At 63.5% G+C, this 24,396-nt stretch carries 21 protein-coding genes, 1 tRNA gene and 4 pseudogenes; 16 read left to right on the forward strand and 10 right to left on the reverse strand.

Going from position 1 to position 24,396, the window contains the following annotated elements:
• Positions 1 to 146: 146 nt before the first annotated feature.
• The 5 genes from Atep_RS07990 to pdxH form a co-directional block, all read right to left on the reverse strand.
• Complete coding sequence (locus tag Atep_RS07990; RefSeq protein ID WP_213377720.1) at positions 147 to 845, reverse strand: electron transport complex subunit E; 699 nt, start codon at positions 843 to 845, stop codon at positions 147 to 149.
• A complete protein-coding gene (gene rsxG / locus Atep_RS07995) occupies positions 845 to 1,501 on the reverse strand; it encodes an electron transport complex subunit RsxG (RefSeq protein WP_213377721.1) in 657 nt (218 codons plus the stop codon). The genes Atep_RS07990 and rsxG overlap by 1 nt, the downstream gene beginning before the upstream one ends.
• Positions 1,498 to 2,538 (reverse strand): electron transport complex subunit RsxD, encoded by a 1,041-nt coding sequence (gene rsxD / locus Atep_RS08000; protein WP_213377722.1) that lies wholly within the window; start codon positions 2,536 to 2,538, stop codon positions 1,498 to 1,500. The genes rsxG and rsxD overlap by 4 nt, the downstream gene beginning before the upstream one ends.
• Positions 2,539 to 2,700: 162 nt before the next feature.
• Positions 2,701 to 2,777 (reverse strand) — tRNA-Arg (locus Atep_RS08005).
• A gap of 121 nt (positions 2,778 to 2,898) precedes the next feature.
• Entirely contained in the window at positions 2,899 to 3,543 is a 645-nt protein-coding gene (pdxH, locus tag Atep_RS08010; RefSeq protein ID WP_213377724.1) for a pyridoxamine 5'-phosphate oxidase, read from the reverse strand.
• Positions 3,544 to 3,884: 341 nt separating this feature from the next.
• Here pdxH and aceA point away from each other — a divergent pair, with 341 nt between their 5' ends.
• Entirely contained in the window at positions 3,885 to 5,192 is a 1,308-nt protein-coding gene (gene aceA, locus Atep_RS08015; RefSeq protein ID WP_213377725.1) for an isocitrate lyase, read from the forward strand.
• Between the two features lie 111 nt (positions 5,193 to 5,303).
• On the opposite strand, the gene Atep_RS08020 is transcribed toward aceA, so the two are convergent.
• A complete protein-coding gene (locus Atep_RS08020) occupies positions 5,304 to 9,350 on the reverse strand; it encodes a ribonucleoside-diphosphate reductase subunit alpha (RefSeq protein ID WP_236786059.1) in 4,047 nt (1,348 codons plus the stop codon).
• 316 nt (positions 9,351 to 9,666) lie between these two features.
• On the opposite strand from Atep_RS08020, the gene Atep_RS08025 reads away from it, so the two are divergent.
• Positions 9,667 to 10,497: a c-type cytochrome gene (locus Atep_RS08025; RefSeq protein WP_213377727.1), complete on the forward strand. Its 831-nt coding sequence runs from the start codon at positions 9,667 to 9,669 to the stop codon at positions 10,495 to 10,497.
• Between the two features lie 18 nt (positions 10,498 to 10,515).
• On the opposite strand, the gene Atep_RS08030 is transcribed toward Atep_RS08025, so the two are convergent.
• Entirely contained in the window at positions 10,516 to 10,851 is a 336-nt protein-coding gene (locus Atep_RS08030) for a S24 family peptidase (protein WP_336511343.1), read from the reverse strand.
• A 50-nt stretch (positions 10,852 to 10,901) separates the two neighbouring features.
• On the opposite strand from Atep_RS08030, the gene Atep_RS08035 reads away from it, so the two are divergent.
• From Atep_RS08035 to Atep_RS08045, 3 genes are all read left to right on the forward strand, one after another.
• Positions 10,902 to 12,749: an ABCB family ABC transporter ATP-binding protein/permease gene (locus Atep_RS08035; protein ID WP_213377730.1), complete on the forward strand. Its 1,848-nt coding sequence runs from the start codon at positions 10,902 to 10,904 to the stop codon at positions 12,747 to 12,749.
• 206 nt (positions 12,750 to 12,955) lie between these two features.
• A complete protein-coding gene (locus tag Atep_RS08040; protein WP_213377731.1) occupies positions 12,956 to 13,705 on the forward strand; it encodes an SPOR domain-containing protein in 750 nt (249 codons plus the stop codon).
• An 18-nt stretch (positions 13,706 to 13,723) separates the two neighbouring features.
• Complete coding sequence (locus tag Atep_RS08045) at positions 13,724 to 14,215, forward strand: CvpA family protein (protein ID WP_213377732.1); 492 nt, start codon at positions 13,724 to 13,726, stop codon at positions 14,213 to 14,215.
• 36 nt (positions 14,216 to 14,251) lie between these two features.
• Here Atep_RS08045 and Atep_RS08050 read toward each other — a convergent pair whose 3' ends face one another.
• A complete protein-coding gene (locus Atep_RS08050; RefSeq protein WP_213377734.1) occupies positions 14,252 to 14,548 on the reverse strand; it encodes a DUF4342 domain-containing protein in 297 nt (98 codons plus the stop codon).
• Between the two features lie 123 nt (positions 14,549 to 14,671).
• Positions 14,672 to 15,093, reverse strand: a pseudogene (locus Atep_RS08055) (phosphotransferase); the annotation flags it as partial.
• 163 nt (positions 15,094 to 15,256) lie between these two features.
• Between Atep_RS08055 and Atep_RS08060 the strand changes: the two are divergent.
• The 9 genes and pseudogenes from Atep_RS08060 to Atep_RS16635 all read left to right on the forward strand — a co-directional run.
• Entirely contained in the window at positions 15,257 to 15,763 is a 507-nt protein-coding gene (locus tag Atep_RS08060) for an NADH-quinone oxidoreductase subunit B family protein (RefSeq protein ID WP_213377736.1), read from the forward strand.
• 343 nt (positions 15,764 to 16,106) lie between these two features.
• Entirely contained in the window at positions 16,107 to 17,294 is a 1,188-nt protein-coding gene (locus tag Atep_RS08065) for a ribonucleotide-diphosphate reductase subunit beta (RefSeq protein WP_419467480.1), read from the forward strand.
• An 85-nt stretch (positions 17,295 to 17,379) separates the two neighbouring features.
• Positions 17,380 to 18,072 (forward strand): succinate dehydrogenase iron-sulfur subunit, encoded by a 693-nt coding sequence (locus Atep_RS08070; protein WP_213377743.1) that lies wholly within the window; start codon positions 17,380 to 17,382, stop codon positions 18,070 to 18,072.
• Position 18,073: 1 nt separating this feature from the next.
• Positions 18,074 to 18,373: an FAD assembly factor SdhE gene (locus tag Atep_RS08075; protein WP_236786061.1), complete on the forward strand. Its 300-nt coding sequence runs from the start codon at positions 18,074 to 18,076 to the stop codon at positions 18,371 to 18,373.
• A gap of 3 nt (positions 18,374 to 18,376) precedes the next feature.
• Positions 18,377 to 18,853 (forward strand): protein YgfX, encoded by a 477-nt coding sequence (locus tag Atep_RS08080; protein ID WP_213377744.1) that lies wholly within the window; start codon positions 18,377 to 18,379, stop codon positions 18,851 to 18,853.
• A gap of 50 nt (positions 18,854 to 18,903) precedes the next feature.
• Positions 18,904 to 19,911: a UDP-glucose 4-epimerase GalE gene (galE, locus tag Atep_RS08085; protein ID WP_213377746.1), complete on the forward strand. Its 1,008-nt coding sequence runs from the start codon at positions 18,904 to 18,906 to the stop codon at positions 19,909 to 19,911.
• Between the two features lie 89 nt (positions 19,912 to 20,000).
• Positions 20,001 to 20,351 (forward strand): annotated as a pseudogene (locus tag Atep_RS16625) (dCTP deaminase); the annotation flags it as partial.
• 57 nt (positions 20,352 to 20,408) lie between these two features.
• Positions 20,409 to 21,476 (forward strand): annotated as a pseudogene (locus Atep_RS16630) (dCTP deaminase domain-containing protein); the annotation flags it as partial.
• Positions 21,477 to 21,701, forward strand: a pseudogene (locus tag Atep_RS16635) (dCTP deaminase); the annotation flags it as partial.
• Between the two features lie 78 nt (positions 21,702 to 21,779).
• On the opposite strand, the gene yhbY reads toward Atep_RS16635, so the two are convergent.
• Positions 21,780 to 22,082: a ribosome assembly RNA-binding protein YhbY gene (gene yhbY / locus Atep_RS08095; protein WP_213377756.1), complete on the reverse strand. Its 303-nt coding sequence runs from the start codon at positions 22,080 to 22,082 to the stop codon at positions 21,780 to 21,782.
• Between the two features lie 188 nt (positions 22,083 to 22,270).
• On the opposite strand from yhbY, the gene aroA reads away from it, so the two are divergent.
• Together aroA and cmk are read left to right on the forward strand one after the other, a co-directional pair.
• Positions 22,271 to 23,608 carry a 3-phosphoshikimate 1-carboxyvinyltransferase gene (gene aroA, locus Atep_RS08100; RefSeq protein WP_213377758.1) on the forward strand — a complete coding sequence of 446 codons (1,338 nt, stop codon included), beginning with the start codon at positions 22,271 to 22,273 and terminating at the stop codon, positions 23,606 to 23,608.
• Positions 23,605 to 24,288 (forward strand): (d)CMP kinase, encoded by a 684-nt coding sequence (cmk, locus tag Atep_RS08105; protein ID WP_213377763.1) that lies wholly within the window; start codon positions 23,605 to 23,607, stop codon positions 24,286 to 24,288. The genes aroA and cmk overlap by 4 nt, the downstream gene beginning before the upstream one ends.
• Positions 24,289 to 24,396: the final 108 nt, after the last annotated feature.

The following is a 24,396-nucleotide window of genomic DNA, read 5'->3' on the forward strand; positions in this document are numbered from 1 at the left end:
CAAGCCGGTCAAGCCGGACGAGCTGTGGGGCACGATCGAGCGCCTTGGAGCGCTGGACGATACGGGGGAGGGGACTCAGATTGGCCCGGCTGGCTGGCCCTGGGCCGCCGGGATGCCTGAGTCCGTCACACGCTGAGTCCGGTGGATCAGGCCGACGAAACGGCCGGTCGCGCCGCCTGCGCGGCCCGTGCCGCCGCCCGGCGCTTGGCGCGCCGGTCGATGAGGTTCTTGAGCGCGATCATCAAGCCCAGCCCGATGAAGGCGCCGGGCGGCAGGATGGCGATCAGGGCGCCCTGGAAGTCCGCGCCCAGGCTCAGCGAGATCGCCTTGGCCCAGTCGCCGAGCAGCAGGTCGGCCTGATGGAACAGCGTTCCCTGACCGACGAACTCGCGCAGACCGCCGAGCGTGGTCAGTACCAGGGTCGCGCCCAGACCCACGGCCAGCCCGTCGAGCAGGGCGCGATCGACCCGGTTCTTGGAGGCGAACGCCTCGGCCCGGCCGATGATCATGCAGTTGACCACGATCAACGAGATGAACAGCCCCAGCACCTGGTACAGGTCATAGAAGAACGCCTGCATGACCAGCTCGACCAGGGTGACGAAGGAGGCGATGACCAGGACGAACACCGGGATGCGGATCTCGGGCCGCACCAGATTGCGCACCAGGGAGACCGTGCCGTTGGAACAGACGATGACCGCCGTGGTCGCCAGACCCATGCCGAGTCCGTTGGTGGCCGAGGTCGTGGTCGCCAGCAGCGGACAGAGTCCGAGCAGCGCCACTAGTGACTGGTTGTTGCTCCAGACTCCGCTACTGAGGATGTGTCCGTAGGATTGGGGTGCCGACATCAGCCTCGACCTCCCTCGACCTTCGCCGTTTCAGTTTCGACCGGCTGGTAGAGCGCCTCGCCCTGTTGCCGGACATAGAGCAGGGTGTCGCGCACGGCTTTGACGATCGAACGCGGCGTGATGGTGGCGCCCGTGAACTGATCGAACTCACCGCCGTCGCGTTTCACGCCCCATTTCTCCAGCGGCGGATTGGTCAGCGACTTGCCGGTGAACTCCAGCACCCAGTCCGACTTGGCCTCCTCGATCTTGTCGCCCAGTCCGGGCGTCTCGTGATGCGAGACCACGCGCACCCCGCCCAGGGTACCGTCGTGCAGCACCGAGACCAGCAGCTTGATCGGACCGGCATAGCCGTCCGGAACCTCGGGTTCGAGCACCACGGCGACCGGGGATTCGTCGTGGCGCGCGCGATAGACCTGGGTGGAGTCGGCGCCGAGCAGGTCGCGGGCGCTGACCCGGAGGCTGTCCTGGAGCGGGTCGTTGTTGATCTGCTCAACCGGCAGGATGGTGTCGAGCTTGCGCTTCATCGCCTGATACTGGTTGTCGGCGATGCGCTCGCCGACCGAGCCGTGAGTGACGGCGACCAGCGAGACCCCGCCGATGGCGAAGGCGCCGAGCACGCCGCCGGACAGCAGGATGGATTTGGCCTTGGTCATCATGTGCGTGCGCTCCCATGTCCAAAGACGCGAGGTTGGGTGTAGTAATCGATGGTCGGGGCGGCGATGTTCATCAGCAAGACCGCGAAGGCCACCGCATCCGGATAGCCGCCCCAGGAGCGGATCACATAGACGATGAGGCCGATGCCGGCGCCGAAGACGAGCTGACCCTTCTTGGTGGTGCAGGCCGTCACCGGGTCGGTGGCGATGAAGAAGGCCCCGAGCATGGCCGCGCCGCTGAACAGATGGAACAGCGGCGTCGGGTGCGTCTGCGGATCGATGGTCCAGAACAGGGCGGCCGCCGCCGTCAGGCCCAGCAGCATCGACACCGGGATGTGCCAGGTGATGATCCGCCGCCACAGCAGATAGACGCCGCCGAGCAGGAACGCCACCCCGACCCATTCCCAGCCGCGTCCGCCGAGCCAGCCCCAGGTCCGGCTCCGGCCGATCTGGTCGAGGGTCTGGCCCAGGTCGAGCTTGCCGCGCATCTCGTCGAGCGGCGTGGCCGAGGACAGGGCATCCCATTCCAGACCGGTCGGCAGGGCGCCGTTCAGGATCAGTTGCAGCGACTCCATGAAGCTCAGCGGATGCTCGGCCAGTCCGGCGGGCGCCAGCCAGGTGGTCATGGCCACCGGATAGGAAACCAGCAGGAACACATAGGCCGCCATCGCCGGATTGAAGGGGTTGTAGCCCAGACCGCCATAGAGCTGCTTGACCAGCACGATGGCGAACAGCATCCCGAGCAGGGTCAGCCACCAGGGCAGCGTCGGCGAGACCGAGAGCGCGAAGAGCACCGCCGTCACCACGGCGCTCAGGTCACGCAGCGCGATCAGGGGCGAGCGTCCGCGCAGGAGCATCACGGCGGTTTCGGCGACCACGGCGAAGGTCACGGCCAGCACGATGTTGATCAGGGTGCCCCAGCCGAAGAACCAAGTCATGACCAGGATGCCGGGGATGAGCGCCAGCAGCACTTCGAGCATGACTCGATCGACACGGTTGACGCGGGGCACATGGGGGGAGGAGATGATGGAATTTTGCATTACACGGAATCCGCAGGGTTGCTCCAGTGTACCTGCTCGACCACGGGCTTTTGGTCAGCGAGCACTTCCAGGAGTGCTTGTATATCAGATACTGCCGCTGACCGATGTCTGAAAAAAGACATAAAAAAACGGCTCAGATGCGATGATCCAAGCCGTTCTGTATGGCGCGCCCGGAAGGATTCGAACCTCCGACCACCTGGTTCGTAGCCAGGTACTCTATCCAGCTGAGCTACGGGCGCTTGATGTTTTGGTTCGTCGATGTTCGGTCAGTTGTGACTGATTTCCGGTCTCGACCAACCGAGACGCGCATTGTCGAGAAATACAGAGAGCCTGTCAACACCCCATCGCTTATTTTTTGTCTCAAGGCGCCAGTCGTTCGATCCTCCATCCGCCATCGTCCCGCTGGACATAGCGAAACCGGTCGTGCAGCCGACTCTCGCGCCCCTGCCAGAACTCGATCATGTCCGGCACGACCCGATAGCCGCCCCAGAAGTCGGGCAGGGGGATCTCGCCCTGGGAGAAGCGACGCGCCATCTCGGCGACCTTCATCTCCAGCAGCGAGCGCGTGCCGATGACCTGGCTCTGGGGCGAGGCCCAGGCGCCGATCTGGCTACCGCGCGGTCGGGTGGTGAAATAGGCCAGCGACTCAGCCGTCGAGATGCGCTCGGCGCGTCCGCTGATCTGGACCTGTCGCGCCAGCGCCACCCAGGGGAACAGCATGGCCACCTGCGGATTGGCCTCGATCTCACGCGCCTTGCGGCTCTCGTAGTTGGTGAAGAAGACGAAACCGCGCGCGTCGTAGAGCTTGAGCAGCACGGTGCGCGCCGAGGGTCGGCCCCGAGCGTCGACGGTGCAGAGCGTCAGACTGTTCGGCTCAGGGAGATCTGTCCGGATGGCCAGATCATACCAGTCCTGGAACTGCCGGATCGGATCGGGATCGAGTTCGGAGCGCGCAAGACCATGCTCCATCAGCTCGCGTCTCAAGGTCTCGGGATTCGCGTTCATCACCCCTCCGACCACCGGCTGAAGCGGCGTCGTCCGCCGCCGGACATGAACGCAACGCGCGCTCGTTCGCCGGGCGAATCCAAGCGCAAAGAAGTGGTGTCGAAATTCCTCATTGAAAATTATCAATCCAAATAGAGAAAATTAGAATAATTGACTCGCCAAATGCTGACGGTTTCGGTAGGTTTCAAGGTCAAGACCCGGCACAAAGGTCAAACATAGCCTCGCCCAAACCCCTGTCGACCCCGAGTGTCGATCCGGGATCGTCATGAAGCCTTAAGCCTTCATGACGATCCGGGCGAGGCCGGACTTCATAACCGGACAACCACTGAGGAAGCGAGCCGATGAACCGTCAAGATCAGATCCAGACCATCGAACGCGACTGGGCCGAGAATCCACGCTGGACCGACGTCAAGCGCGGCTACAGCGCCGCCGACGTGGTGCGTCTGCGCGGCTCGGTCCAGCCCGAGTACACCTATGCCAAGCTCGGCGCCGAGAAGCTCTGGAAGCTGGTCCGTGGTGGAGCCAAGAAGGGCTATGTCAACTGCATGGGCGCCATCACCGGCGGTCAGGCGATGCAGCAGGCCAAGGCCGGCATCGAGGCCATCTATCTGTCGGGCTGGCAGGTCGCCGCCGACGGCAACACCTCCGAGACCATGTACCCCGACCAGTCGCTCTATGCCTATGACTCGGTCCCGATCATGGTGCGGCGTATCAACAACAGCTTCAAGCGGGCCGACGAGATCCAGTGGTCGCGCGGCATCGGTCCGGGCGACGAGGGCTACATCGACTACTTCCTGCCGATCGTGGCCGATGCCGAGGCCGGTTTCGGCGGCGTGCTCAACGCCTTCGAGCTGATGAAGAACATGATCGCCAACGGCGCCGCCGGTGTCCATTTCGAGGATCAGCTCGCCGCCGTCAAGAAGTGCGGTCACATGGGCGGCAAGGTGCTGGTGCCCACGCGCGAGGCGGTGCAGAAGCTGATCGCGGCGCGTCTGGCCGCCGATGTCATGGGCGTGCCGACCCTGCTGCTGGCGCGTACCGATGCGGAGGCCGCCAACCTGCTCACCAGTGATGTCGACGACAACGACCGTCCCTTCATCACCGGCGCGCGCACCGATGAGGGCTTCTATGTCGTCAAGAACGGTCTGGAGCAGGCCATCAGTCGCGGTCTGGCCTATGCGCCCTATGCCGATCTGGTGTGGTGTGAAACCGGCACGCCGGATCTCGGGTTCGCGCGTGAGTTCGCGCAAGCCGTGCTGGGTGCGAATCCCAACAAGCTGCTCGCCTACAACTGTTCGCCCTCGTTCAACTGGAAAAAGAATCTGGACGATCGCACCATCGCGCGCTTCCAGGACGAGCTGGCCGACATGGGCTACAAGTACCAGTTCATCACGCTCGCCGGCATTCACAGCATGTGGTACAACATGTTCGATCTGGCCTACGACTATGCGCGCGGCGAGGGTATGCGCCACTATGTCGAGAAGGTCCAGGGTCCGGAGTTCGCCGCGCGCGACAAGGGCTATACCTTCGTTTCGCATCAGCAGGAAGTGGGCGCGGGTTACTTCGACGACGTGACCACGGTCATCCAGGGCGGGCAGTCGTCCGTCACGGCGCTCACCGGCTCGACCGAGGAAGAGCAGTTCCACTGAGTTGCGGTCTGACCGGCCTGGGCTGATCCGGGCCGAGTCAAAAGCCGACCAACGAGAACGCGCGAGGGTGGAGATCCTCGCGCGTTTTTGCGTGCGTCGCCGGAACTGCGGTTACTGACAGGCTTCACAGTCGGGGTCGAGGATCGAGCAGGCGCTCGGGGCGGCTGTCGCGGCGGCGGGCGTATCATCGGACGTGTCGCTCGATTTGGCGGTCTGTCGCCCGAGATAGTTGCCGCCGACGGCGCTCAGTCGATTGGCGCGGCCGGTGTCGGCCATCGTGGACTTCTCGACATGGGTCGCGCCCATCGAGCGCAGATAATAGGTCGTCTTCAGTCCGCGCACCCAGGCGAGCTTGTAGAGGTTGTCGAGCTTCTTGCCGCTGGGTTCCTGCATGTAGAGATTGAGGCTCTGGGCCTGATCGAGCCACTTCTGACGGCGGCTGGCGGCCTCGACCAGCCAGCGCGGATCGATCTCGAAGGCGGTGGCATAGAGTTCCTTGAGCTCGTCCGGAATCCGGTCGATGGGCAGGAGCGAGCCGTCGTAATACTTGAGGTCGTTGACCATGACCGCATCCCACAGACCGCGTTCCTTGAGATCGGCGACCAGATAGGGATTGACGACCGTGAACTCGCCCGAGAGGTTGGATTTGACGAACAGGTTCCGGTAGGTCGGCTCGATCGACTGACTGACCCCGACGATGTTGCTGATGGTCGCCGTCGGGGCGATGGCCAGACAGTTGGAGTTGCGCATCCCGACGCTCTTGATCCGCTCGCGCAGGCGATCCCAATCCAGCGTGTGGCTTGAGTCCATCTGGAGATAGCCGCCGCGTCCCTGTTCCAGCAGACGAATGCTGTCGATCGGCAGCACGCCCCGGCTCCACAGCGAGCCGTCGAAGCTCGGATAACGTCCGCGCTCGGCGGCCAGGTCGGCGCTGGCCTCGATGGCGTAATAGCTCAGATATTCGGTGCTCTGATCGGCGAAGGCCACGGCTTCCTGGCTGGCATAGGGGATGCGCAGCCGGTAGAGCGCGTCCTGAAAGCCCATGAGCCCCAGCCCCACCGGACGATGACGCAGGTTCGAGGCGCGCGCCTGGGGGACGTTGTAGAAGTTGTAGTCGATGACGTTGTCGAGCATGCGCATGGCGGTGCGCACGGTCCGGCGCAGGCGCTGGGTGTCGAGTCCCTTGTCGGTGATGTGCGCGGCCAGATTGATCGACCCGAGGTTGCAGACTGCAACCTCTAAGTCATTGGTATGCAAGGTAATTTCTGTATTTTTTGTGATCATTCCGTTGACTGTCCAAGCATGGGTTTCGGACTCGACCGTCAGGCAATAGGCATCCTCATTCGGTAGCTCAACGCAGCGAACGAAAGTAGCCCAGAGCTTTTGGGCATAACCGGGTTTTTCGATGTTGCGCAGATGATGGGCAGCTGCATCCGATTTTTTATTTGCAGCAAGCTGTGTAACCTCTTCAGCAATCCGACATCCCTTAACGGATGTAATCAATAAACGGTAGAGGGGGTTACTCCAATACTCCTTGCTTCCACCATGTCCATCTGGCATGGGTTTCAATTCCCGTTCCCGCATTTGATTGATGGATGACTTAACTCCAAAATTAGCCCACAAAATCTGAATTTCCTGGATAAATTCAAGGTCTTTTGAAGCGAGTACCAAGCTTGTGATTTCCGGGCCGCTTTGGATATGCCCATCCGCTTGGTAAAGGCCGCGCAAATATGCAGCGACAGTCTGTCTATCGCCCTTCCAGACTAGTTCCGGTACGCGTGTTTTGCTATCAGGAGTGAAACCGTGCTCAGCCAGCATTCGCCTCAGTGGTGCGGACGCAAGGCGAGCCTTTTTTTGCTCTAGGTCAAAACGGAATTCAGGTTTGTTGGTTGACGTTGTATGTAGGACCGTGTTCCCGTCGAGCAAACAATGAACAGTCTCCTGTATTTGCTCGATAACGCCGAAGTCATTTTTCCATATATCGATAAAAACATTGCTTTTCCCAAAGGTTCCATCACCTGCGATCAACCCCATGAGATATGAAAGATCTGAATTATGTTGCTGCCCCCAAAGTCCTTCGATCTGCTGAATAAGCAGTTTATCTCCAGGTTTTAGATCCTGCGCTTCGGTCCAGCCTCTATCTTTGACCCATACTTTGTGATCAGGAGTGACTTTGTGCGTATAGCCTTCTTGAGTTTCAATGCGAACAATTGGTGCATCCGGTCTCGGAAGAAGCATCTCTGATGCCGAATAAACACCGTCGAGTCCAACGACTTTGTTTTGGCCTCCAAGCGCGTATAGCTCACCAACTGTAAGTAGACCGCGGTCTGTCACAACACGCTGATCCGCTGCAATACAACATAAGTTTGATGAATGCACCACACCGACATGCTGGTTGGTATAGCGCAGATTGCAGGGATCCTTGAACGCGATCCAGGGATGCCCGGTCTCGAACAGCATGGCCAGCATCTTGCGCCACAGATCCACGGCCTTGAGGCGCTTGCTGATCTTCAGCTCACCGCGCGCGGCGCGTTCCTCATAAGCGACATAGGCCTGCTCGAACGCCTGCCCGGTGAGGTCGTGCAGATCCGGCGTCTCGTCGGGCGAGAACAGCGTCCAGTGTCCATCCTCGGCCACGCGCTTCATGAACAGATCCGGCACCCAGTTGGCAGTGTTCATGTCATGGGTACGGCGGCGATCGTCACCCGTGTTCTTGCGCAGATCGAGGAACTCCTCGATGTCGATGTGCCAGGTTTCCAGATACGCACAAACCGCGCCACGCCGCCGGCCACCTTGGTTCACAGCTATAGCCGTGTCATTGGCGACCTTGAGGAACGGAATCACGCCCTGACTCTTGCCGTTGGTCCCCTTGATATGCGCCCCCATGCCGCGCACGCGCGTCCAGTCGTTGCCCAGCCCGCCGGCGAACTTGGACAGCAGCGCATTGTCCTTGATGGCGCTGTAGATGCCGTCGAGATCGTCCGGGACCGTGGTCAGGAAACACGAGCTCAACTGCGGACGCGGCGAACCCGAGTTGAACAGGGTCGGCGTCGAGCACATGAAATCGAAGCTGGAGAGCAGCTCATAGAACTCGATGGCGCGCTCCTCGCGCTCGATCTCATTGATCGCCAGCCCCATGGCCACGCGCATGAAGAATGCCTGCGGCAGCTCGAAGCGGATACCGTCGGCGGTATGGATGAAATAGCGATCGTAGAGCGTTTGCAGCCCCAGATAGGTGAACTGGAGATCGCGCTCGGGCTTGAGTGCCGCGCCGAGCCGCTTGAGATCGTAGCGCGCGAGCTGCTGGTCGAGATGTTCCAGATCGGCAGCGCGCTTGACGTAGGCGGCGAAATAATCGCCATAGCGCTCGGCCATGTCCGCCTGGGTCTCGACCCCGACCGTCAGATCGAGGAACCCGAGTGCCTCACGCCGCAGGATGTCGAGCAGCAGACGCGCGGCGGCCTGGCTGTATTGCGGCTCGCGCTCGATCAGGGTCCGCGCCGACATCACCAGCGCCTGACGCACATCGGCCTCGCGCACGCCGTCGAAGAGGTTGCGCAGGGTATCGCTGAGGATGGCATTGGGATCGACCGCATCGAGATCACGGCAGCTCTCCTCCAGCAGCCGCGCCATGTGCGCCACGTCCAGCGGACGGGTCGAGCCGTCGGCCAGGGTGACGTTGATCGGATGGGATTCGCGAATCGCCGCCGTCTCAGCCGCAGACTTGGCGGCACGTTCACGGGCGCGCGACTCACGATAGAGCACATAGTCACGCGCCACCCGATGCTCCCCGGCACGCATCAGCGCCAGCTCGACCTGATCCTGGATGTCCTCGATATGCACCGTGCCGCCGCCCGACAGCCGGCGGGTGAGGGCACCGACCACCTGCTCGGTCAGCTCGGCGACGCGATCATGGATACGGCTGGAGGCGGCCGCCGAATCGCCCTCGACCGCGAGGAACGCCTTGGTCATGGCCACCATGATCTTGCTCGGATCGAAGTGCGTGACCTGACCGTTGCGACGGATGACCTGAAGGCGGCCGGGGACGTGGCCGGTGCTCTCGGTACCGTTCGGCGCGGTCGTCTGGGGCGCGCCCGAATCGGCATGACGCGCCTGGGCGGGGGGCTGTTGGATCAGGGTCAGGCGGCTGGCGGACATGGCTCCTCCGGGAGATGCTGGGGCCGGCGCCGCTCCGGCTCGGTGAGCGACGCGCTGAGAAGCCGGTCAATATATACGCCGTAAAACCTGAGTCAACCCCAACATATTGTGTCTTTATCACTAAAAAGACTTGACAGACCATCTAGGCGGCCGGCGGCTTCGAGAGGGACGCGCGTCACCCGCCAAGCGCCTGTGATCATCCGCTCGACACCGGACATCGAGCCGGGCTTGCAGTATAAAGAGTTCCCTCAAGGAATGCCGATAGCGCGACAAGAACAGGGACCGCCGAGTCCCGAAGACCCTACCGGAGGAACCGATGTATCGACCGACAATTGCCTTGATCACCCTTGGGTTGCTGACCGTCGCTCCGAGCGCCGGCGCCGATGAACCCCAGGGCGACCCTGCCGAGCTCGCCAAGCGCGAATACGAGCAGGTCATGGCCCTGACGCCCGACATCGACAACGGGCGCCGGGTCTATCTGACCTGTGCCGTCTGTCATCGTCCCGAGGGTTGGGGCACGCCCGACGGCGCCTATCCGCAGATCGCCGGTCAGTGGCGCGAGGTCATCATCAAGCAACTGGCCGACATCCGCGCCCGTCATCGCGACAATCCGCTCATGTATCCCTTCTCGCTGACGCGCATCCTGGGCGGGCCGCAGAACATGGCCGATGTCGCCGCCTATGTGGCCGCGCTGCCGATGACCGCCGGCAATGGCGTCGGGCCGGGCGTGGATCTCGAACTCGGCGCGCGTCTGTATGCCGAGCATTGCGCCGACTGTCACGGCGAGCGCGGCGAGGGCAAGCCCGCCACGCCGACTCCGGCCATCGCCGCTCAGCATTTCCCCTATCTGATGCGCCAGTTCGAGGCCATCCGCGACGGGCGGCGCAAGAATGCCAATCCGGAAATGGTCAAGCAGATCGCCGAATTCACGCCGCGCGATCAGGCGGCCGTGCTCGATTACACGTCGAGATTGCGTCCGGCACCCGAGAAGCTGGCGGCCGAGAACCGGCTCAATCCCGATTTCCCGAACTATGTGCGTGAGACCCTGGGGATGCCGCCGCTGCCGCCTCCGCCGCCCGTCGTGCCGCCCATGCCCGTGCCGCCGCCATTGCCGGCCGCGCCGGCGCCGTCATCCGTGGCGGAGTGAGCGTTCGAGGGGAAGGCGCTATGAATACTCGTAATGCTTGATACGACGCCGGACGTTGCGCTGGATGATGACTCCGAGCACCGACCACTCCAGCCCGGTGAGATCGATCTCGGGATAGAGCGGGTTGAGCGCGACCAGTCGTTCGCGGCCGGCGGCGTCGCGTCGGTACTGGCGGAACCAGCGCACACCCTCGACCTCGACGAAGATGTAGCTCGGATTCGGGCAATGGTCATTGGGCTCGATGATGATGATGCAGCCGTCGGGGAATTCCGGCTCCATCTCATCGCCGAGCACGCGCAGGGCAAAGGGTTCGTGCAGGGCGCAGCCCGTGCCTTCCAGGATCGAATCCGTCATCATATGTCCTCGTCGTGTTCAGTCTCACAGTCGTTCAGCCGCCTGCCCCCATGAAGACCCAAGGCCGGATCAATCGAATCTTCGCTACAGAGCGCCCGCACGACGATCGGCGCGATTGGCGCAACCTGCGCGGCATGTTGCCCTATCTGTGGGAGTTCCGGGGCCGGGCGGCGCTGGCGATCGGCTGTCTGGTGCTGGCCAAGGTCGCCAATGTCGGCGTGCCGCTCATTCTGAAGGACATCGTCGATGTCTTCCAGGAGCCTTCGGCGCAAATGCCGATCCTGCCGGTCAGTCTGCTGCTGGCCTATGGCGTGCTCAAGCTCAGTGCCTCGCTCTTCAACGAGCTGCGCGACGTGGTGTTCGCGCGGGTACGCTATCGCGCCATGCGCCGGCTGTCGACGCGGGTGCTGGAGCATCTGCACCGGCTGTCGTTGCGCTATCACCTGGAACGCCAGAGCGGGGCGGTCAGTCGCGACCTTGAACGCGGCACGCGCTCGGTCTCGACCATCCTCAACTATCTGGTGTTCAGCGTGCTGCCGGTGGCGGTCGAGTTCGGTCTGGTGGCGGCGATCATGATCGGGCGCTATGACCTGTCGTTCGTGCTCGTGACCTTCGGCACGGTCGCGGTCTATTTCGCCTTCACCTTCGCCATCACCGAGTGGCGCATGGACTATCGGCACCGGATGAACCATCTGGACTCGCAGTCCAACACCCAGGCGTTCGACAGTCTCATCAACTACGAGACGGTCAAGTATTTCGGCAACGAGCGGCTGGAACTCAAGCGCTACGACGACACCCTGGCCGAGTGGGAGGAAATGGCGGTCGCCAGCCAGACTTCGATGTCGGTGCTCAACTTCGGGCAGGGCGCGATCATCGCCGTCGGGGTCACGCTGATCATGACGCTCGCCGCCCAGGGCGTGGTCGACGGGAGCCTGAGCGTCGGCGATCTGGTGCTGGTCAACGCGCTCATGCTCCAGCTCTTCATCCCGCTCGGCTTCCTGGGGATCGTCTACCGCCAGATCAAGTACGCGCTCGCCGACATGGATCTGGTGTTCAAGCTCCTGGAGCGCCGGCCCGAGATCGAGGATCGGCCTGAAGCCAAACCGCTGGTACTCACCGAGGGCGCGATCCGCTTCGAACGGGTCGACTTCCACTATCAGCCCGAGCGCCCGATCCTGCACGGCATCGACTTCGCCATCGAACCGGGCCGGAAGCTCGCCGTGGTCGGGCACAGCGGGGCGGGCAAATCGACCCTGTCGCGGCTGCTGTTCCGCTTCTACGAGGTGACCGGCGGGCGCATCCTGATCGACGGTCAGGACATCCGCGCCGTGACCCAGGAGAGTCTGCGTGCGGCCATCGGCATCGTGCCGCAGGACACGGTGCTGTTCAACGAGAGCCTCTATTACAACCTCGCTTATGGCCGCCCCGACGCCGGCCGCGCCGAGATCGAGCGCGCCGCCGAGATGGCCCATATCCTTGCCTTCATCGAGAGCCTGCCCGACGGCTGGAACACTGTGGTCGGCGAACGCGGGCTGAAGCTCTCGGGCGGCGAGAAGCAGCGCGTGGCCATCGCGCGCGCCATCCTCAAGCGTCCGCGCATCCTCATCTTCGACGAGGCGACCTCATCGCTCGACAGCCATACCGAACAGGCGATCCAGCAGACCCTGGCCGAGGTGGCCGAGAACCATACGACCCTGGTCATCGCCCACCGGCTCTCGACCGTGGTCGACGCCGATCGCATCCTGGTGCTCGAACAGGGGCGCATCCGCGAACAGGGCCGGCATCGCGAATTGCTGGAGGCCGGCGGACACTATGCCGCCATGTGGGAGCTGCAACTGCGCGAAGGAGCGGAGGCCAGGATCGATTTCGACGCGCGCCCCCGGATGGAAAGGCCATGACAGGCGTCGGCCGGCCACACCCTGACCCTTGTCATCCTGGGCATGTTGCTCTATCTGAATTTCCTGCGAACGTCTCCATCCATCCATCACCGGCGATCTGAATCCGCTCCCAGGTCTGAGTTATACTGGCGCCTGCCTCATCGGGGTATGAACGGCATCAACACGCGGGCACATTCAGCGGGGCCCCGATCATTGGGTGATGAGTAATGCGAGAAGGAGCCAAGAAACGACTGGCCGGCGCCGTGGTGATGGTCACCCTGGCGGTGATCTTCGTGCCCATGCTGTTCGAGGACGAGTCGCTCGCGCCCCCCTATGTCCAGGGACCGCTTCCGTCCGAGCCGGGCTTCCAGGATCCATTCGTGCCCGGTGCGTCCGGCACGTCGCCCCCGATACCGGCCGAGGCCGGCGGCCTGACCGCTGAGGAGGCGCTTCTGACGCCGCCGGAGCCCATGCAGGGGTTCGAGACCGTCGGCACCGTGTCCTTCGAGGACGATTCGGAGGAGTTCGCGTTCGAGCCGATCCGGGAACCGGCTTCCCCGACGGTCACGCCGCCTCGTGAGACCCGCCCGGCGACTCAACCGCCGACACCCCGGACACAGACTCAGGCACCCAAGCCGACCCAGCCCCCGAGAACGGCGCAGCAACCGGCCCAAGCGCCGCCACCCAAGCCGGAGGCGCCCGTCTCACTGCCCGAGCCGCCGAGATCGCGTGCCGACGGCCTGCCGTCCTGGGTGGTTCAGGTCTCCAGTCTCGGCTCACCCGAAGCGGCCGGTAAACTGGCCGACAGACTCAAGCAGGCCGGGTTCTCGGCCTTCGTCGAGCGTGCCGAGGTCGGCGGCAAGATCTATTATCGAGTGCGCGTCGGTCCGGACATCGATCGCGCCAATGCCGAGCGCACCGCCGAGATGCTGCGCAAACAGCAGAAGCTCGACACCCTCATTCAACGCTACCGGTAACCACAAGTTCACGAACCGATGAATTGGGTCGACTACATCATCCTTGGCACCATCGCGCTCTCGGCCCTGGTCGGCGTGGCGCGCGGCTTGATTCGCGAGGTGCTGTCGCTGGGAACCTGGATCGCGGCGCTCGTGATCGCCTGGTTCTTCCATCAGGAACTGGCCGACCTGCTGAGCGGACAACTGGCCCATCCCCTGGTCAGGAAGGGCGCGGCCTTCATCGCCCTGGTGCTGCTGGTTCTGATCGCCGGTGCCATCCTGGGCACGGTGCTGACGGCCCTGATCGACACCGTGGGACTGACTGGGGTCGATCGTCTGCTCGGGATGGCCTTTGGCGGGGCGCGCGGCGTGGTCCTGGTGGCCATGGCCGTCTATCTGGCGGCGCTCACGCCCGCGCCCTCGGATCCGGTCTGGAGTGAGTCGAGGCTGATCACGGACTTCGAGTCGATCGCACAGTGGCTGCTCAGTCTGCCCCCTCCCGAGCTCGCAGACCGCTTGAAACAGATCTGATCGAGCTGTCCGGGTGCGTTGGGAGAGTGTGGAACCTCAGTCGTAGTCGCGCTCGTCATAGACACCCGAATCGCGCTCGATCTCCAGCTTGAACCGCATCACGAGCGCGGCCAGGGCGGCGAGCGCCATCAGCATCGGCACGACCAGGATCAGCAGGGCGATGATGGCGAGACCGGCGATCAGTGGGGCGTCGATCAGGAGGCGTCCGTTCGGGCGGCGCACGATGAGGCGTCTGAGATTGCCCTGATTGATCAGATCCTTGGCCTTGCCAAGCCAGTCCGAGTGGCTGAAATCGCTATCGTCCGGTTGTCGGCGTCCGCCTCGGTTGTGCATGGATGAGACCTCGGGTTCCGGATAAGGGTGTTGGTTGGAGAGCGGCGCATTCTAAACCGCGCCCCGGCGCATTCGCCATCGGACTCGGAGTCCGTGGAGCGGTCCGGCCGCGAGCTGCCGGCTCATCTCCTCGCGCTCGCCGGAGAGCAGCATCCGGAGATCCCGAACGGCCGGCCCGACTGCGCCGACCGCGTGGATGCGCCCGATGAAGCGCCCGATCCATTCCAGGACGTCCAGGTCGCCCAGCTCGGGATGACGCCCGCCACGTCTGGGCGTCAGCGAGAAACGATAGCCGGCGAAGCCGTGCAGCGTCTCGCCGCCGATGTCCAGCGGTGCCGCGGCCGGGATCTCCAGTTCGGCCAGGGCCGGCATGAAGCTGTGTTCCTCGCGGATGGCCGCGTCGCTCCAGCGTCCGGGGCGATAGAATTTGGCGATGACGGGCGCCTCGTCCTCCAGGCCGACCGGTAGACGCGGTTCTCATAGCTGTTGAGCGCCAGCAGGCGACCGTCGGGGCGCAGTCCCAGGCTCTCGACGGCATCCGGCACGCAGTCGGGGCCGAGGTCGGCGTAGGGGTTGGATTGGCTGTGTTCATGGTGTCCGATTCCAACGCTTTCCAGCGCGTTCCAAGGCGCGTTCGCGTCGAACGCGATGCGGCCCTGAAGCCGGCACCGTACATACATCACTGACAGACAGGAGTTCGATTCGCCCATGTTGCGCATCCTCAAGCAGACCTGGCGTGCCGGTCTGGTGACTGAACCGCCGCCGGAGCACGACGATCCGGAACTGGAACGCCTCGGCATCGCCCTGCGTCGGGCGATCGATGCCCGACTCGGGCGCAGTCTGGCGATCCGGCAGGTCGATGCGGGTTCGTGCAATGCCTGTGAACTCGAGATCCACGCCCTCGACAACCCCTATCACGATATCGAGCGTTTCGGTGTCCGTTTCGTCGCCTCGCCGCGTCATGCCGATGCACTCCTGATCACGGGACCGGTCTCGCGCCACATGGAGACGGCACTGCGGCGCACCTGGCTGGCCACGCCCGCGCCCAAGCTGGTGATCGCCGCCGGCGACTGCGCCTGCGATGGCGGTGAGTTCGGCGCCGGCTATGCCACGCGCGGCGGGGTCGAGCGTGTCGTTCCTGTGGATCTGAAGATCCCCGGCTGCCCGCCCGAACCCCTGGTCCTGATCAAGGGGCTGCTCCGCGTGCTCGGATGAGCGTTCGATCACTGGCCTCAGTGACTATATAAGCGATTTCTTGCAGGTCTGGCGCACAACATATAGTTCTCGTCACTGAAATCGCGTAGACTCGCGCCCCTCTCATCCGACCACGGCGACCTTGGAGGCTAGAACCATGCTGAACTGGGATGACCCACTCGCGACCGCCAGTCAGACTCCGAACGCTCATCCGTCGCTGGATCTGGAGCCGATCGCGCGTTCGGGCGCGAGACGTCTGCCCGACACCGCCATTCATGGAACGGCGCCGTCACATCCTTCATCATCGTATCCACGCACCGGTCATCCGCGCCCCGGACTGGGGCTGGTCGACAATGCCGCGCTCATGACGACCGCCGGGGCCGCGCCCAGCGTCGATCCCGATCCCTTCACCCGCGCCGCCGACCTGCAAGCCGATCTGCCGATCGAGGATCGCATCCTGCCCGAGTCGCGCCCGACCGGTTCCGAGTCGGTCACGGGCGGCGCCACCGGTCTGGAGTCGCTCGCCATGGGCGCGGGCCGGGTGCGCGTCGACGACAAGCGCATCATCAACTGTCGCGCCGATCTCAACCAGCTCGTGCCCTTCAAGTACGACTGGGCCTGGCAGAAGTATCTCGACGCCTGCGCCAACCACTGGATGCCGCAGGAGATCGGCATGAACGCCGATCTGGCGCTCTGGAAGGATCCGCACGGACTGACCGAGGACGAGCGTCTCATCGTCAAGCGCAATCTGGGCTTCTTCTCGACCGCCGACTCGCTGGTCGCCAACAATCTGGTGCTCGCGGTCTATCGCCACATCACCAACCCCGAGTGTCGCCAGTATCTGCTGCGTCAGGCGTTCGAGGAGGCGCTGCACACCCACGCCTATCAGTATGTCGTCGAGAGTCTGGGACTCGACGAGGGCGAGATCTTCAATATGTATCGCGAAGTGCCCTCCGTCGCGCGCAAGGCCGAATGGGCGCTGCCCTTCACCCAGTATCTGGCCGATCCGCACTTCCAGACCGGCACTCCGGAGAACGACCGCAAGCTCCTGCGCGAGCTGGTCGCCTTCTATGTCATCTTCGAGGGCATCTTCTTCTATGTCGGCTTCGTGCAGATCCTGAGCATGGGCCGGCGCAACAAGATGACCGGCACCGCCGAGCAGTTCCAGTACATCCTGCGCGACGAGTCGATGCACATGAACTTCGGCATCGATGTGATCAATCAGATCAAGATCGAAAATCCGCACCTCTGGACGCCTGAGTTCCGGCAGGAGCTGGTCGGCATGATCCGCGAGGCCGTCGAGCTGGAGGCGCGTTACGCCCAGGACACCATGCCGCGCGGGGTGCTCGGGTTGAACGCCCAGATGTTCGAGGACTATCTGCACTTCATCGCCAACCGCCGCTGTGCCCAGATCGGCCTGCCCGAGCAGTATCCGGGCGCGAGCAATCCCTTTCCCTGGATGTCCGAGGTGCTGGATCTGAAGAAGGAGAAGAACTTCTTCGAGACCCGTGTCACCGAGTATCAGACCGGCGGCGTGCTCAACTGGGACTAATCCGCCGCCGGACCATTTTATTGCAGCGCACAAAACAGTTAGGATTGGCAGGTCTCCAACCGCCAACCGTCTCGGGTATTCGACGATGAGAATCAGCGTATATCGCTACAATCCGGACACCGACCCGCGTCCCCGGATGCAGGACTACGAGGTCAAGACCTTCCAGGGCATGATGCTGCGCGACGCGCTGCTGGAAGTGAAGAAGCAGGACGAGTCGTTCAGCTTCCGGCATTCCTGCGGCGAGGGTGTCTGCGGGTCGGACGCGGTCAACGCCAATGGTCGCAACGTGCTCGCCTGCGTCACCCCGATCACCGAGCTGACGACGCCGATCGCGGTACGTCCGCTGCCGGGGCGTCCGGTCATCCGCGACCTGGTCGTCGACATGACCCAGTTCTATGAACAGTATCGCGCCGTCAAGCCCTATCTGGTACGTCATGATCCGCTGCCTGAGCAGGAGCTGCCGCAGAGTCCGGCCGATCGCGACAAGCTCGACGGGCTCTATGAGTGCATCCTCTGCGGCTGCTGTTCCACCGCCTGTCCGTCGTTCTGGTGGAACCCCGACAAGTTCCACGGGCCGGCGGCGCTGTTGCAAGCCTGGCGCTTCCTGGCCGACAGCCGCGATCAGGCGACCGAAGAGCGTCTGGATGCGCTGGAGGGGCCGTACAAGCTGTTCCGCTGTCACAGCATCATGAACTGCGTCGAGGTCTGTCCCAAGGGACTCAATCCGACGCGCGCCATCGGGCACATCAAGGAACTGATGCTCGAAAAGGGGCTTTAGAGTGGCTGACTCGACCGAATCACAGCCGCTTCCTGCCGCTGATGATCGCGAACTCCAGCGTCTGCGCTGGCAATGCCGGCGCGGGATGCTGGAGCTGGATCATCTGCTCGGGCGCTTTCTCGACCTCGGCTATGCCGAGCTGTCCGAGGCCGAGCGTCAGGACTTCCCGGTGCTGCTCGGGGAGCCGGATCCGCATCTGAGCGACTGGTTCATGGAGCGTTCCGAGGCGCCCGATCCGCGTCTGCGTGCGCTGGTGGCGCGGATACTCGCGGTCGTGAGCGAGTCGCCGCGAATCGATTGACCCATGGACGTCGCGGGGGGCATGGAGACGCATCGCGCCTATCCGCCGCTCGAACTGTATCCGGGCGTTTCGCGCCGGCTGCTGATTCTGGTCGTGCTGACTTCGATGCTGACGCTGGTCGTGATCCTGGCGCTGCCGCTCGGTTGGCTGACGTTGCCGCTGGCCCTGGTCGTGCTGCTCGGTGTCCGGCGGACGCTGTGGGCCGAGGTGCTCGGTCGCGCGCCCTGGTCGATCCGGTGCGCGATCTGGCACCCGGATGGATTCTGGACGCTGAGGCTCGTCTCCGGGCGCGAGATCGAGGCCCAACTCTCGCCCGCGACCTTCGTCAGTACGCTGGGTGTGGTGCTCGTGTTCAGCGTCGAGGGTTCCTGGTGGAAACGACGCACGCTGGCGCTGGCCCCGGACTCGCTCGACCCCGAAACCCTGCGCCGTCTGCGCCAACGTTTGCGGCTCGCCGGCGAGCGTGTTGAGATAGCCTGAAATGTCGAGTAACAGCGGATTTCATTCGGACTGAACGGAGCGCACAAGACATGCGAGTTCTAGTGACCGGCGGGGCCGGCTACATCGGCAGCCATACCTGCCTGGAGCTGCTGCAAGCGGGCATCCATGTCGTGGTGCTCGACAATCTCTGCAACAGCCGGGAAGAGTCGCTGCGCCGGGTCGGCGAGATCACGGGTCAGGCCGTGGGCTTCTTCGAGGTCGATCTGCGCGATCGCGAGACGCTCGGTGAGATCTTCAGCCAGGGCCGGTTCGATGCCGTGATCCATTTCGCCGGACTCAAGGCGGTAGGTGAGTCGGTCGCAAAGCCGCTAGCCTATTACGACAACAATGTTCGGGGAACCCTGACGCTCTGTCAGGCAATGGCCGATGCCGGGGTGCGCAATCTCGTCTTCAGTTCCTCGGCGACCGTCTACGGCGATCCGGCGACCGTGCCGATTCGCGAGGATTTCCCCGTCGGGGCGACCAATCCCTATGGGCGCTCGAAGCTGTTCATCGAGGAGATCCTGCGCGATCTGCATGTCTCCGACCCGCGCTGGAACATCGCGCTACTGCGCTATTTCAATCCGGTCGGCGCGCATGAGAGCGGGCGTATCGGCGAGGATCCGAACGGGATTCCGAACAACCTGATGCCCTATATCGCTCAGGTGGCGGTCGGGCGACTCCAGCGTCTGCGCGTCTTCGGCAACGATTATCCGACGCCGGACGGAACCGGGGTGCGTGACTACATCCATGTGGCGGATCTGGCGCGCGGTCATCTGGCGGCCCTGCACAAGCTGCAAGAGACGCCAGGCGTGGTCACTTACAATCTCGGGACCGGGCACGGTTACAGTGTGCTGGAGGTGATCGCGGCCTTCGAGCGGGCGAGCGGACGTCCGATTCCCTATGACATCGTCGAGCGTCGGCCCGGCGACATCGCCTGCTGCTATGCCGATCCGTCGCTTGCGCGCGAGGAGCTGGGCTGGAGCGCCGAATACGATCTGGAGCGCATGGTGGTCGATGCCTGGCGCTGGCAGTCGCAGAATCCGGACGGTTACTGAGCGCGACTTAGGCGCGGTTCTTTTGTTTCTTTTTGTACGTCGCTCATCAGCGGCGTCGTAAGTTTTTTTGTTTTTCGTGAGGATGCCGGATGGCCATCAAATCAGATCGCTGGATACGACGCATGGCCGTCGAGCACAAGATGATCGATCCCTTCGAGCCGGGTCAGGTGCGCGAGGGCGAACATGGGCGCGTGATCTCCTATGGCACCTCGAGCTACGGCTACGACGTACGCTGCGCCGATGAATTCAAGATCTTCACCAATATCAACTCAGCGATCGTCGATCCCAAGAATTTCGACTCCAACAGTTTCGTCGATCTCAAATCCGACGTTTGTATCATTCCGCCGAATTCGTTTGCGCTGGCGCGCACGGTGGAGTATTTCCGCATTCCCAAAAATACACTTGTTGTGTGCATGGGAAAAAGTACGTATGCGCGCTGTTTTCGTGGCGACACGCGCGTTGCATTGATCGATGGTACGGCTCCGACACTCGAAGATATGGCTGTCCGGGCACAGGACGGCGAGCTGTTTTGGGGGTACAGCCTCAATCAGTTCGGTCGAATTCAGGTTGCACTTCTCGATGCTCCGCGCTTCATCGGCCGGGATAGTTTGCTTGAGTTGACGCTCGACAATGGCCGAGTCATCCATTGCACGCCCGATCACGAAATGGTGCGGCGCGATGGGCGTATGGTACAGGCGGATGCGTTGCGTCCGGGCGATTCACTGATGCCGTTGTACCGGCAGTTGATTCGCGGCTATGAGTCCGTCTATCAGCCATTGAATGGGCATCTGTATCCAACACATCGTCTGGCCGATGAATGGAATGTCAGTCAAGGGCTCTATGCGGATCAACCCGGAACGCATCACCATCACAAGGATTTCGATCGCCGCAACAATGCGCCCTGGAATATCGAGCGTCTTCCGGCAAGCGATCATATTCGTCTGCATAACGCGAAAAGTTATGGCGAGGATTTCGACCCGGATGAGCACAGCCAAGCGATTCGCGACGCCTTTCAGCGTTTGAGTCAGGATCCGGACTGGCGCGAACAGTTCAGCCGCGTGCAGAGTGAACGCGCTAAGCGTTTTTGGACAGCGGATCAGTATGCCGAGACGCGCGAGCGTTTGAGGGAGCAACACCTACGCCTTTGGTCGAATGAGCGTCGAGAGCGTCAGCGTGCTGCATTGCTCGATTACTATGCCGATCCTGTAGCGCGTCGACTTAGGGGGGATATTTCGCGGCGAGCTTGGTCGATGGATGACGGTAGCCGCCGGGCGGCTCAAGCGCAGATTGCGCGTCAAATCAATCTACGCCCGGAGATTACGTCCGAGCGTGTCAGGGAAGCACTCGACCAAACCGGATCGATCCGTGGCGCCGCGCGTGAGCTCAACTGTGATCGCTCGGTTTTTAGGCGCTTTCCGGAGGTCATCGCGGCCTTTAGAGGACGGGCCGCCGGAAGTCGGAATCATAAAGTCGTCAAGATTCGTGAGCTGGCCGGCGATCATGATGTCTACTGCCTGACCGTTCCCGAGGGCGGCAATTTTGCACTCGATGCCGGTGTCTTCACCAGCAACTGCGGCATCATCGTGAACGTAACCCCTTTGGAACCCGAGTGGGAAGGTCACGTCACTCTGGAGTTCTCCAACACCACGCCGCTGCCCGCGAAGATCTACGCCAACGAGGGCGTGGCGCAGATCCTGTTCTTCGAGTCCGATGAGGTCTGTGAGACGTCCTACAAGGATCGCGGCGGCAAGTACCAGGGACAGCGCGGTGTGACTCTGCCCAAGTCCTGAATCCGGGATCATGGCCTGAACCGGGCGGCGCAGTGGTTCAGGCCATCGCTTCAGCGTGCGTCGCGGCTTGGAGTCGCTTCAGAGCTTCGGCAGCACGATGGGATCGCGCTTCTTGGGGTTGTGGCGATAGAGCGCGGCGACATTGCCGATGCGACTGATGAGATCCGCGCCCGTGCGCTCGCAGATCAGGCCGATGGCGGCATCGCGCTCGTCACGGTCGCCGGCGTTGACGCGGACCTTGAGCAGTTCGTGATGGTCGAGTGCAATCTCGATCTCGGCGAGCACCGGCTCGGTGATGCCGTACTGGCCGACGAGCACCACAGGCTTGAGATGATGGACCTGGGGCTTGAGCCGGCGTTTCTGTTTCTCGGTGATGGGCATGGAGTCGATCTTTAGGATGTAAACGGGAGGAGGCCGCTGCGACGGGCGTCCAAAGGTGACGCTCGAGCGAGTCGGGCCGCCATCCTACTCGAATTTCGGCCTCAGCGTGGCGCGCATTGGTTCACCGTCAAGCGACTGCTACAATCTCAACCCTTTCATCACCGGCCACGCGAGCCTTGGGAGACGCCTTGTCCTCGCTCATCGATCATCGCTACCTCATCACCCCCGGCGGCTCACTGCGCGGACGTCTGCGCGTGCCGGGCGACAAGTCGATCTCGCATCGCTCCATCATGCTCTCGGCCATCGCCGAGGGTCGCACCCAGGTCAGCGGCTTCCTGGAAGGGGCCGACGCCCTGGCCACGCTCGCGGCCTTCCGCGCCATGGGTGTGTCGATCGAGGGGCCGAACGACGGCGAGCTGGTGATCGAGGGCGTGGGGATGCGCGGTCTGCGCGCGCCCGCGACGGCGCTCGACATGGGCAACTCGGGCACGGCCATGCGCCTGCTCGCCGGACTGCTGGCCGGGCAGGGGGTCACCGCCACCCTGGTTGGCGATGACTCGCTGACGCGCCGTCCGATGCGCCGCGTCACCGAGCCGCTGGCGCTGATGGGCGCCCGGATCCGCACCAGCCCGACGGGAACCGCCCCCCTGACCATCGAGCCGGTTGACCATCTGAACGGCATCGAATACCGCCTGCCGATGGCCAGCGCCCAGGTCAAGTCCTGCCTGATGCTGGCCGGACTCTATGCCCAGGGCGAGACCTGCATCGTCGAACCCGAGCCGACGCGCGATCACACCGAGCGCATGCTGACCGCCTTCGGCTACTCGGTGCGCCGCCAGGGACTGCGCATCTGCCTCACCGGCGGCGGACGCCTGACCGCCTGCCGACTGCGCATCCCGGCCGACATCTCATCGGCGGCCTTCTTCCTGGTCGGCGCCAGCATCGCGCCCGGTTCCGACCTGCTGCTCAAAGAGGTCGGCATCAACCCGACCCGCGTCGGCGTCATCAACATCCTGCGCGCCATGGGCGCCGACATCGAACTGCTCGACAAGCGCACCGCCGGCGGCGAGCCGGTGGCCGACATCCGCGTCAAGTCGGCCCGACTGCGCGGCATCCAAATCCCGGTCGATCAGGTGCCGCTGGCCATCGACGAATTCCCTGCGCTCTTCATCGCCGCCGCCTGCGCCGAGGGCGAGACGGTCCTGACCGGCGCCGAAGAGCTGCGCGTCAAGGAGAGCGACCGCATCCAGGTCATGGCCGACGGTCTGCTCAAACTCGGCATCCAGGCCGAACCGACCCCGGACGGCATCCGCATCCGGGGCGGCGCCCTGGGCACAGCCACCGGCGAGAACGCCATTGAGGCCCACGGCGACCATCGCATCGCCATGTCATTCGCCATCGCCGGACTGCGCGCCGACGGACCGATCGAGATCCGCGACTGCGCCAATGTCGAGACCTCCTTTCCCGGCTTCCCGCAACTGGCGTCACACGCGGGCTTAGGTATCGAGGAGCAGCGCCCGGCATGAACGTGATCCCGATCCTCACCATCGACGGCCCCTCCGGCACCGGCAAAGGGACACTGATGCAGCTCCTGGCCGAGCGGCTCGGCTGGCACGCGCTCGACAGCGGCGCGCTCTATCGGGTGCTGGGTCTGGCCGCCGGTCGTCAGGGATTGGACCTCAACGATCCCGAGGCGCTGACCCCGCTGGCCGCCGCCCTGCCGGTCGAGTTCCAGGGCGGGCGGGTGCTCCTGTCGGGCGAGGACGTCAGCGACGCCATCCGCACCGAAGAAGCCGGCATGGCCGCCTCGCGCGTGGCCGCCCATCCGGGCGTGCGCTCGGCCCTGCTCGACTGGCAGCGCCGCTTCGCCCGCGCACCCGGACTGGTGGCCGACGGACGCGACATGGGCACCGTGGTCTTCCCCCAGGCGCCGCTGAAGATCTTTCTCGACGCCGGCCCCGAGATCCGTGCCGAACGCCGCTATAAACAGTTGAAGGAGAAGGGGTTGGATGCTAACCTCCCGCAACTTGTAGCGGACATCCGCGAACGGGACGCGCGCGACCGGTCCCGCCCGACGGCGCCCCTGTGTCCCGCCGAGGATGCCGTATTGGTGGATTCCACCCGGATGTCCATTGCTGAAGTGCTCGATCGTGTCCTGGAAGAGGTTAGGCGCGTCTTCCCGGAAACGATCGCCCGAGGCTCCTAAGGCCGCTTGCATCCAGCCGATCCGACTCGACTCGGAGCGGCGACGAACGGCGGTCGAAACAGGTAGGGTCGACGTGGAGAGCGTCGACCTTTTCGTTTACTCAAAACA

It is taken from the genome of Allochromatium tepidum, from assembly GCF_018409545.1.
GTDB classification, from domain to species: domain Bacteria; phylum Pseudomonadota; class Gammaproteobacteria; order Chromatiales; family Chromatiaceae; genus Thermochromatium; species Thermochromatium tepidum_A.

Coding starts and splice junctions, on each gene's coding strand:
- Atep_RS07990 (WP_213377720.1), bottom strand. CDS start 845: ATGTCGGCACCCCAATCCTACGGACACATCCTCAGTAGCGGAGTCTGG.
- rsxG (WP_213377721.1), bottom strand. CDS start 1,501: ATGATGACCAAGGCCAAATCCATCCTGCTGTCCGGCGGCGTGCTCGGC.
- rsxD (WP_213377722.1), bottom strand. CDS start 2,538: ATGCAAAATTCCATCATCTCCTCCCCCCATGTGCCCCGCGTCAACCGT.
- pdxH (WP_213377724.1), bottom strand. CDS start 3,543: ATGAACGCGAATCCCGAGACCTTGAGACGCGAGCTGATGGAGCATGGT.
- aceA (WP_213377725.1), top strand. CDS start 3,885: ATGAACCGTCAAGATCAGATCCAGACCATCGAACGCGACTGGGCCGAG.
- Atep_RS08020 (WP_236786059.1), bottom strand. CDS start 9,350: ATGTCCGCCAGCCGCCTGACCCTGATCCAACAGCCCCCCGCCCAGGCG.
- Atep_RS08025 (WP_213377727.1), top strand. CDS start 9,667: ATGTATCGACCGACAATTGCCTTGATCACCCTTGGGTTGCTGACCGTC.
- Atep_RS08030 (WP_336511343.1), bottom strand. CDS start 10,851: ATGACGGATTCGATCCTGGAAGGCACGGGCTGCGCCCTGCACGAACCC.
- Atep_RS08035 (WP_213377730.1), top strand. CDS start 10,902: ATGAAGACCCAAGGCCGGATCAATCGAATCTTCGCTACAGAGCGCCCG.
- Atep_RS08040 (WP_213377731.1), top strand. CDS start 12,956: ATGCGAGAAGGAGCCAAGAAACGACTGGCCGGCGCCGTGGTGATGGTC.
- Atep_RS08045 (WP_213377732.1), top strand. CDS start 13,724: ATGAATTGGGTCGACTACATCATCCTTGGCACCATCGCGCTCTCGGCC.
- Atep_RS08050 (WP_213377734.1), bottom strand. CDS start 14,548: ATGCACAACCGAGGCGGACGCCGACAACCGGACGATAGCGATTTCAGC.
- Atep_RS08060 (WP_213377736.1), top strand. CDS start 15,257: ATGTTGCGCATCCTCAAGCAGACCTGGCGTGCCGGTCTGGTGACTGAA.
- Atep_RS08065 (WP_419467480.1), top strand. CDS start 16,107: ATGACGACCGCCGGGGCCGCGCCCAGCGTCGATCCCGATCCCTTCACC.
- Atep_RS08070 (WP_213377743.1), top strand. CDS start 17,380: ATGAGAATCAGCGTATATCGCTACAATCCGGACACCGACCCGCGTCCC.
- Atep_RS08080 (WP_213377744.1), top strand. CDS start 18,377: ATGGACGTCGCGGGGGGCATGGAGACGCATCGCGCCTATCCGCCGCTC.
- galE (WP_213377746.1), top strand. CDS start 18,904: ATGCGAGTTCTAGTGACCGGCGGGGCCGGCTACATCGGCAGCCATACC.
- yhbY (WP_213377756.1), bottom strand. CDS start 22,082: ATGCCCATCACCGAGAAACAGAAACGCCGGCTCAAGCCCCAGGTCCAT.
- cmk (WP_213377763.1), top strand. CDS start 23,605: ATGAACGTGATCCCGATCCTCACCATCGACGGCCCCTCCGGCACCGGC.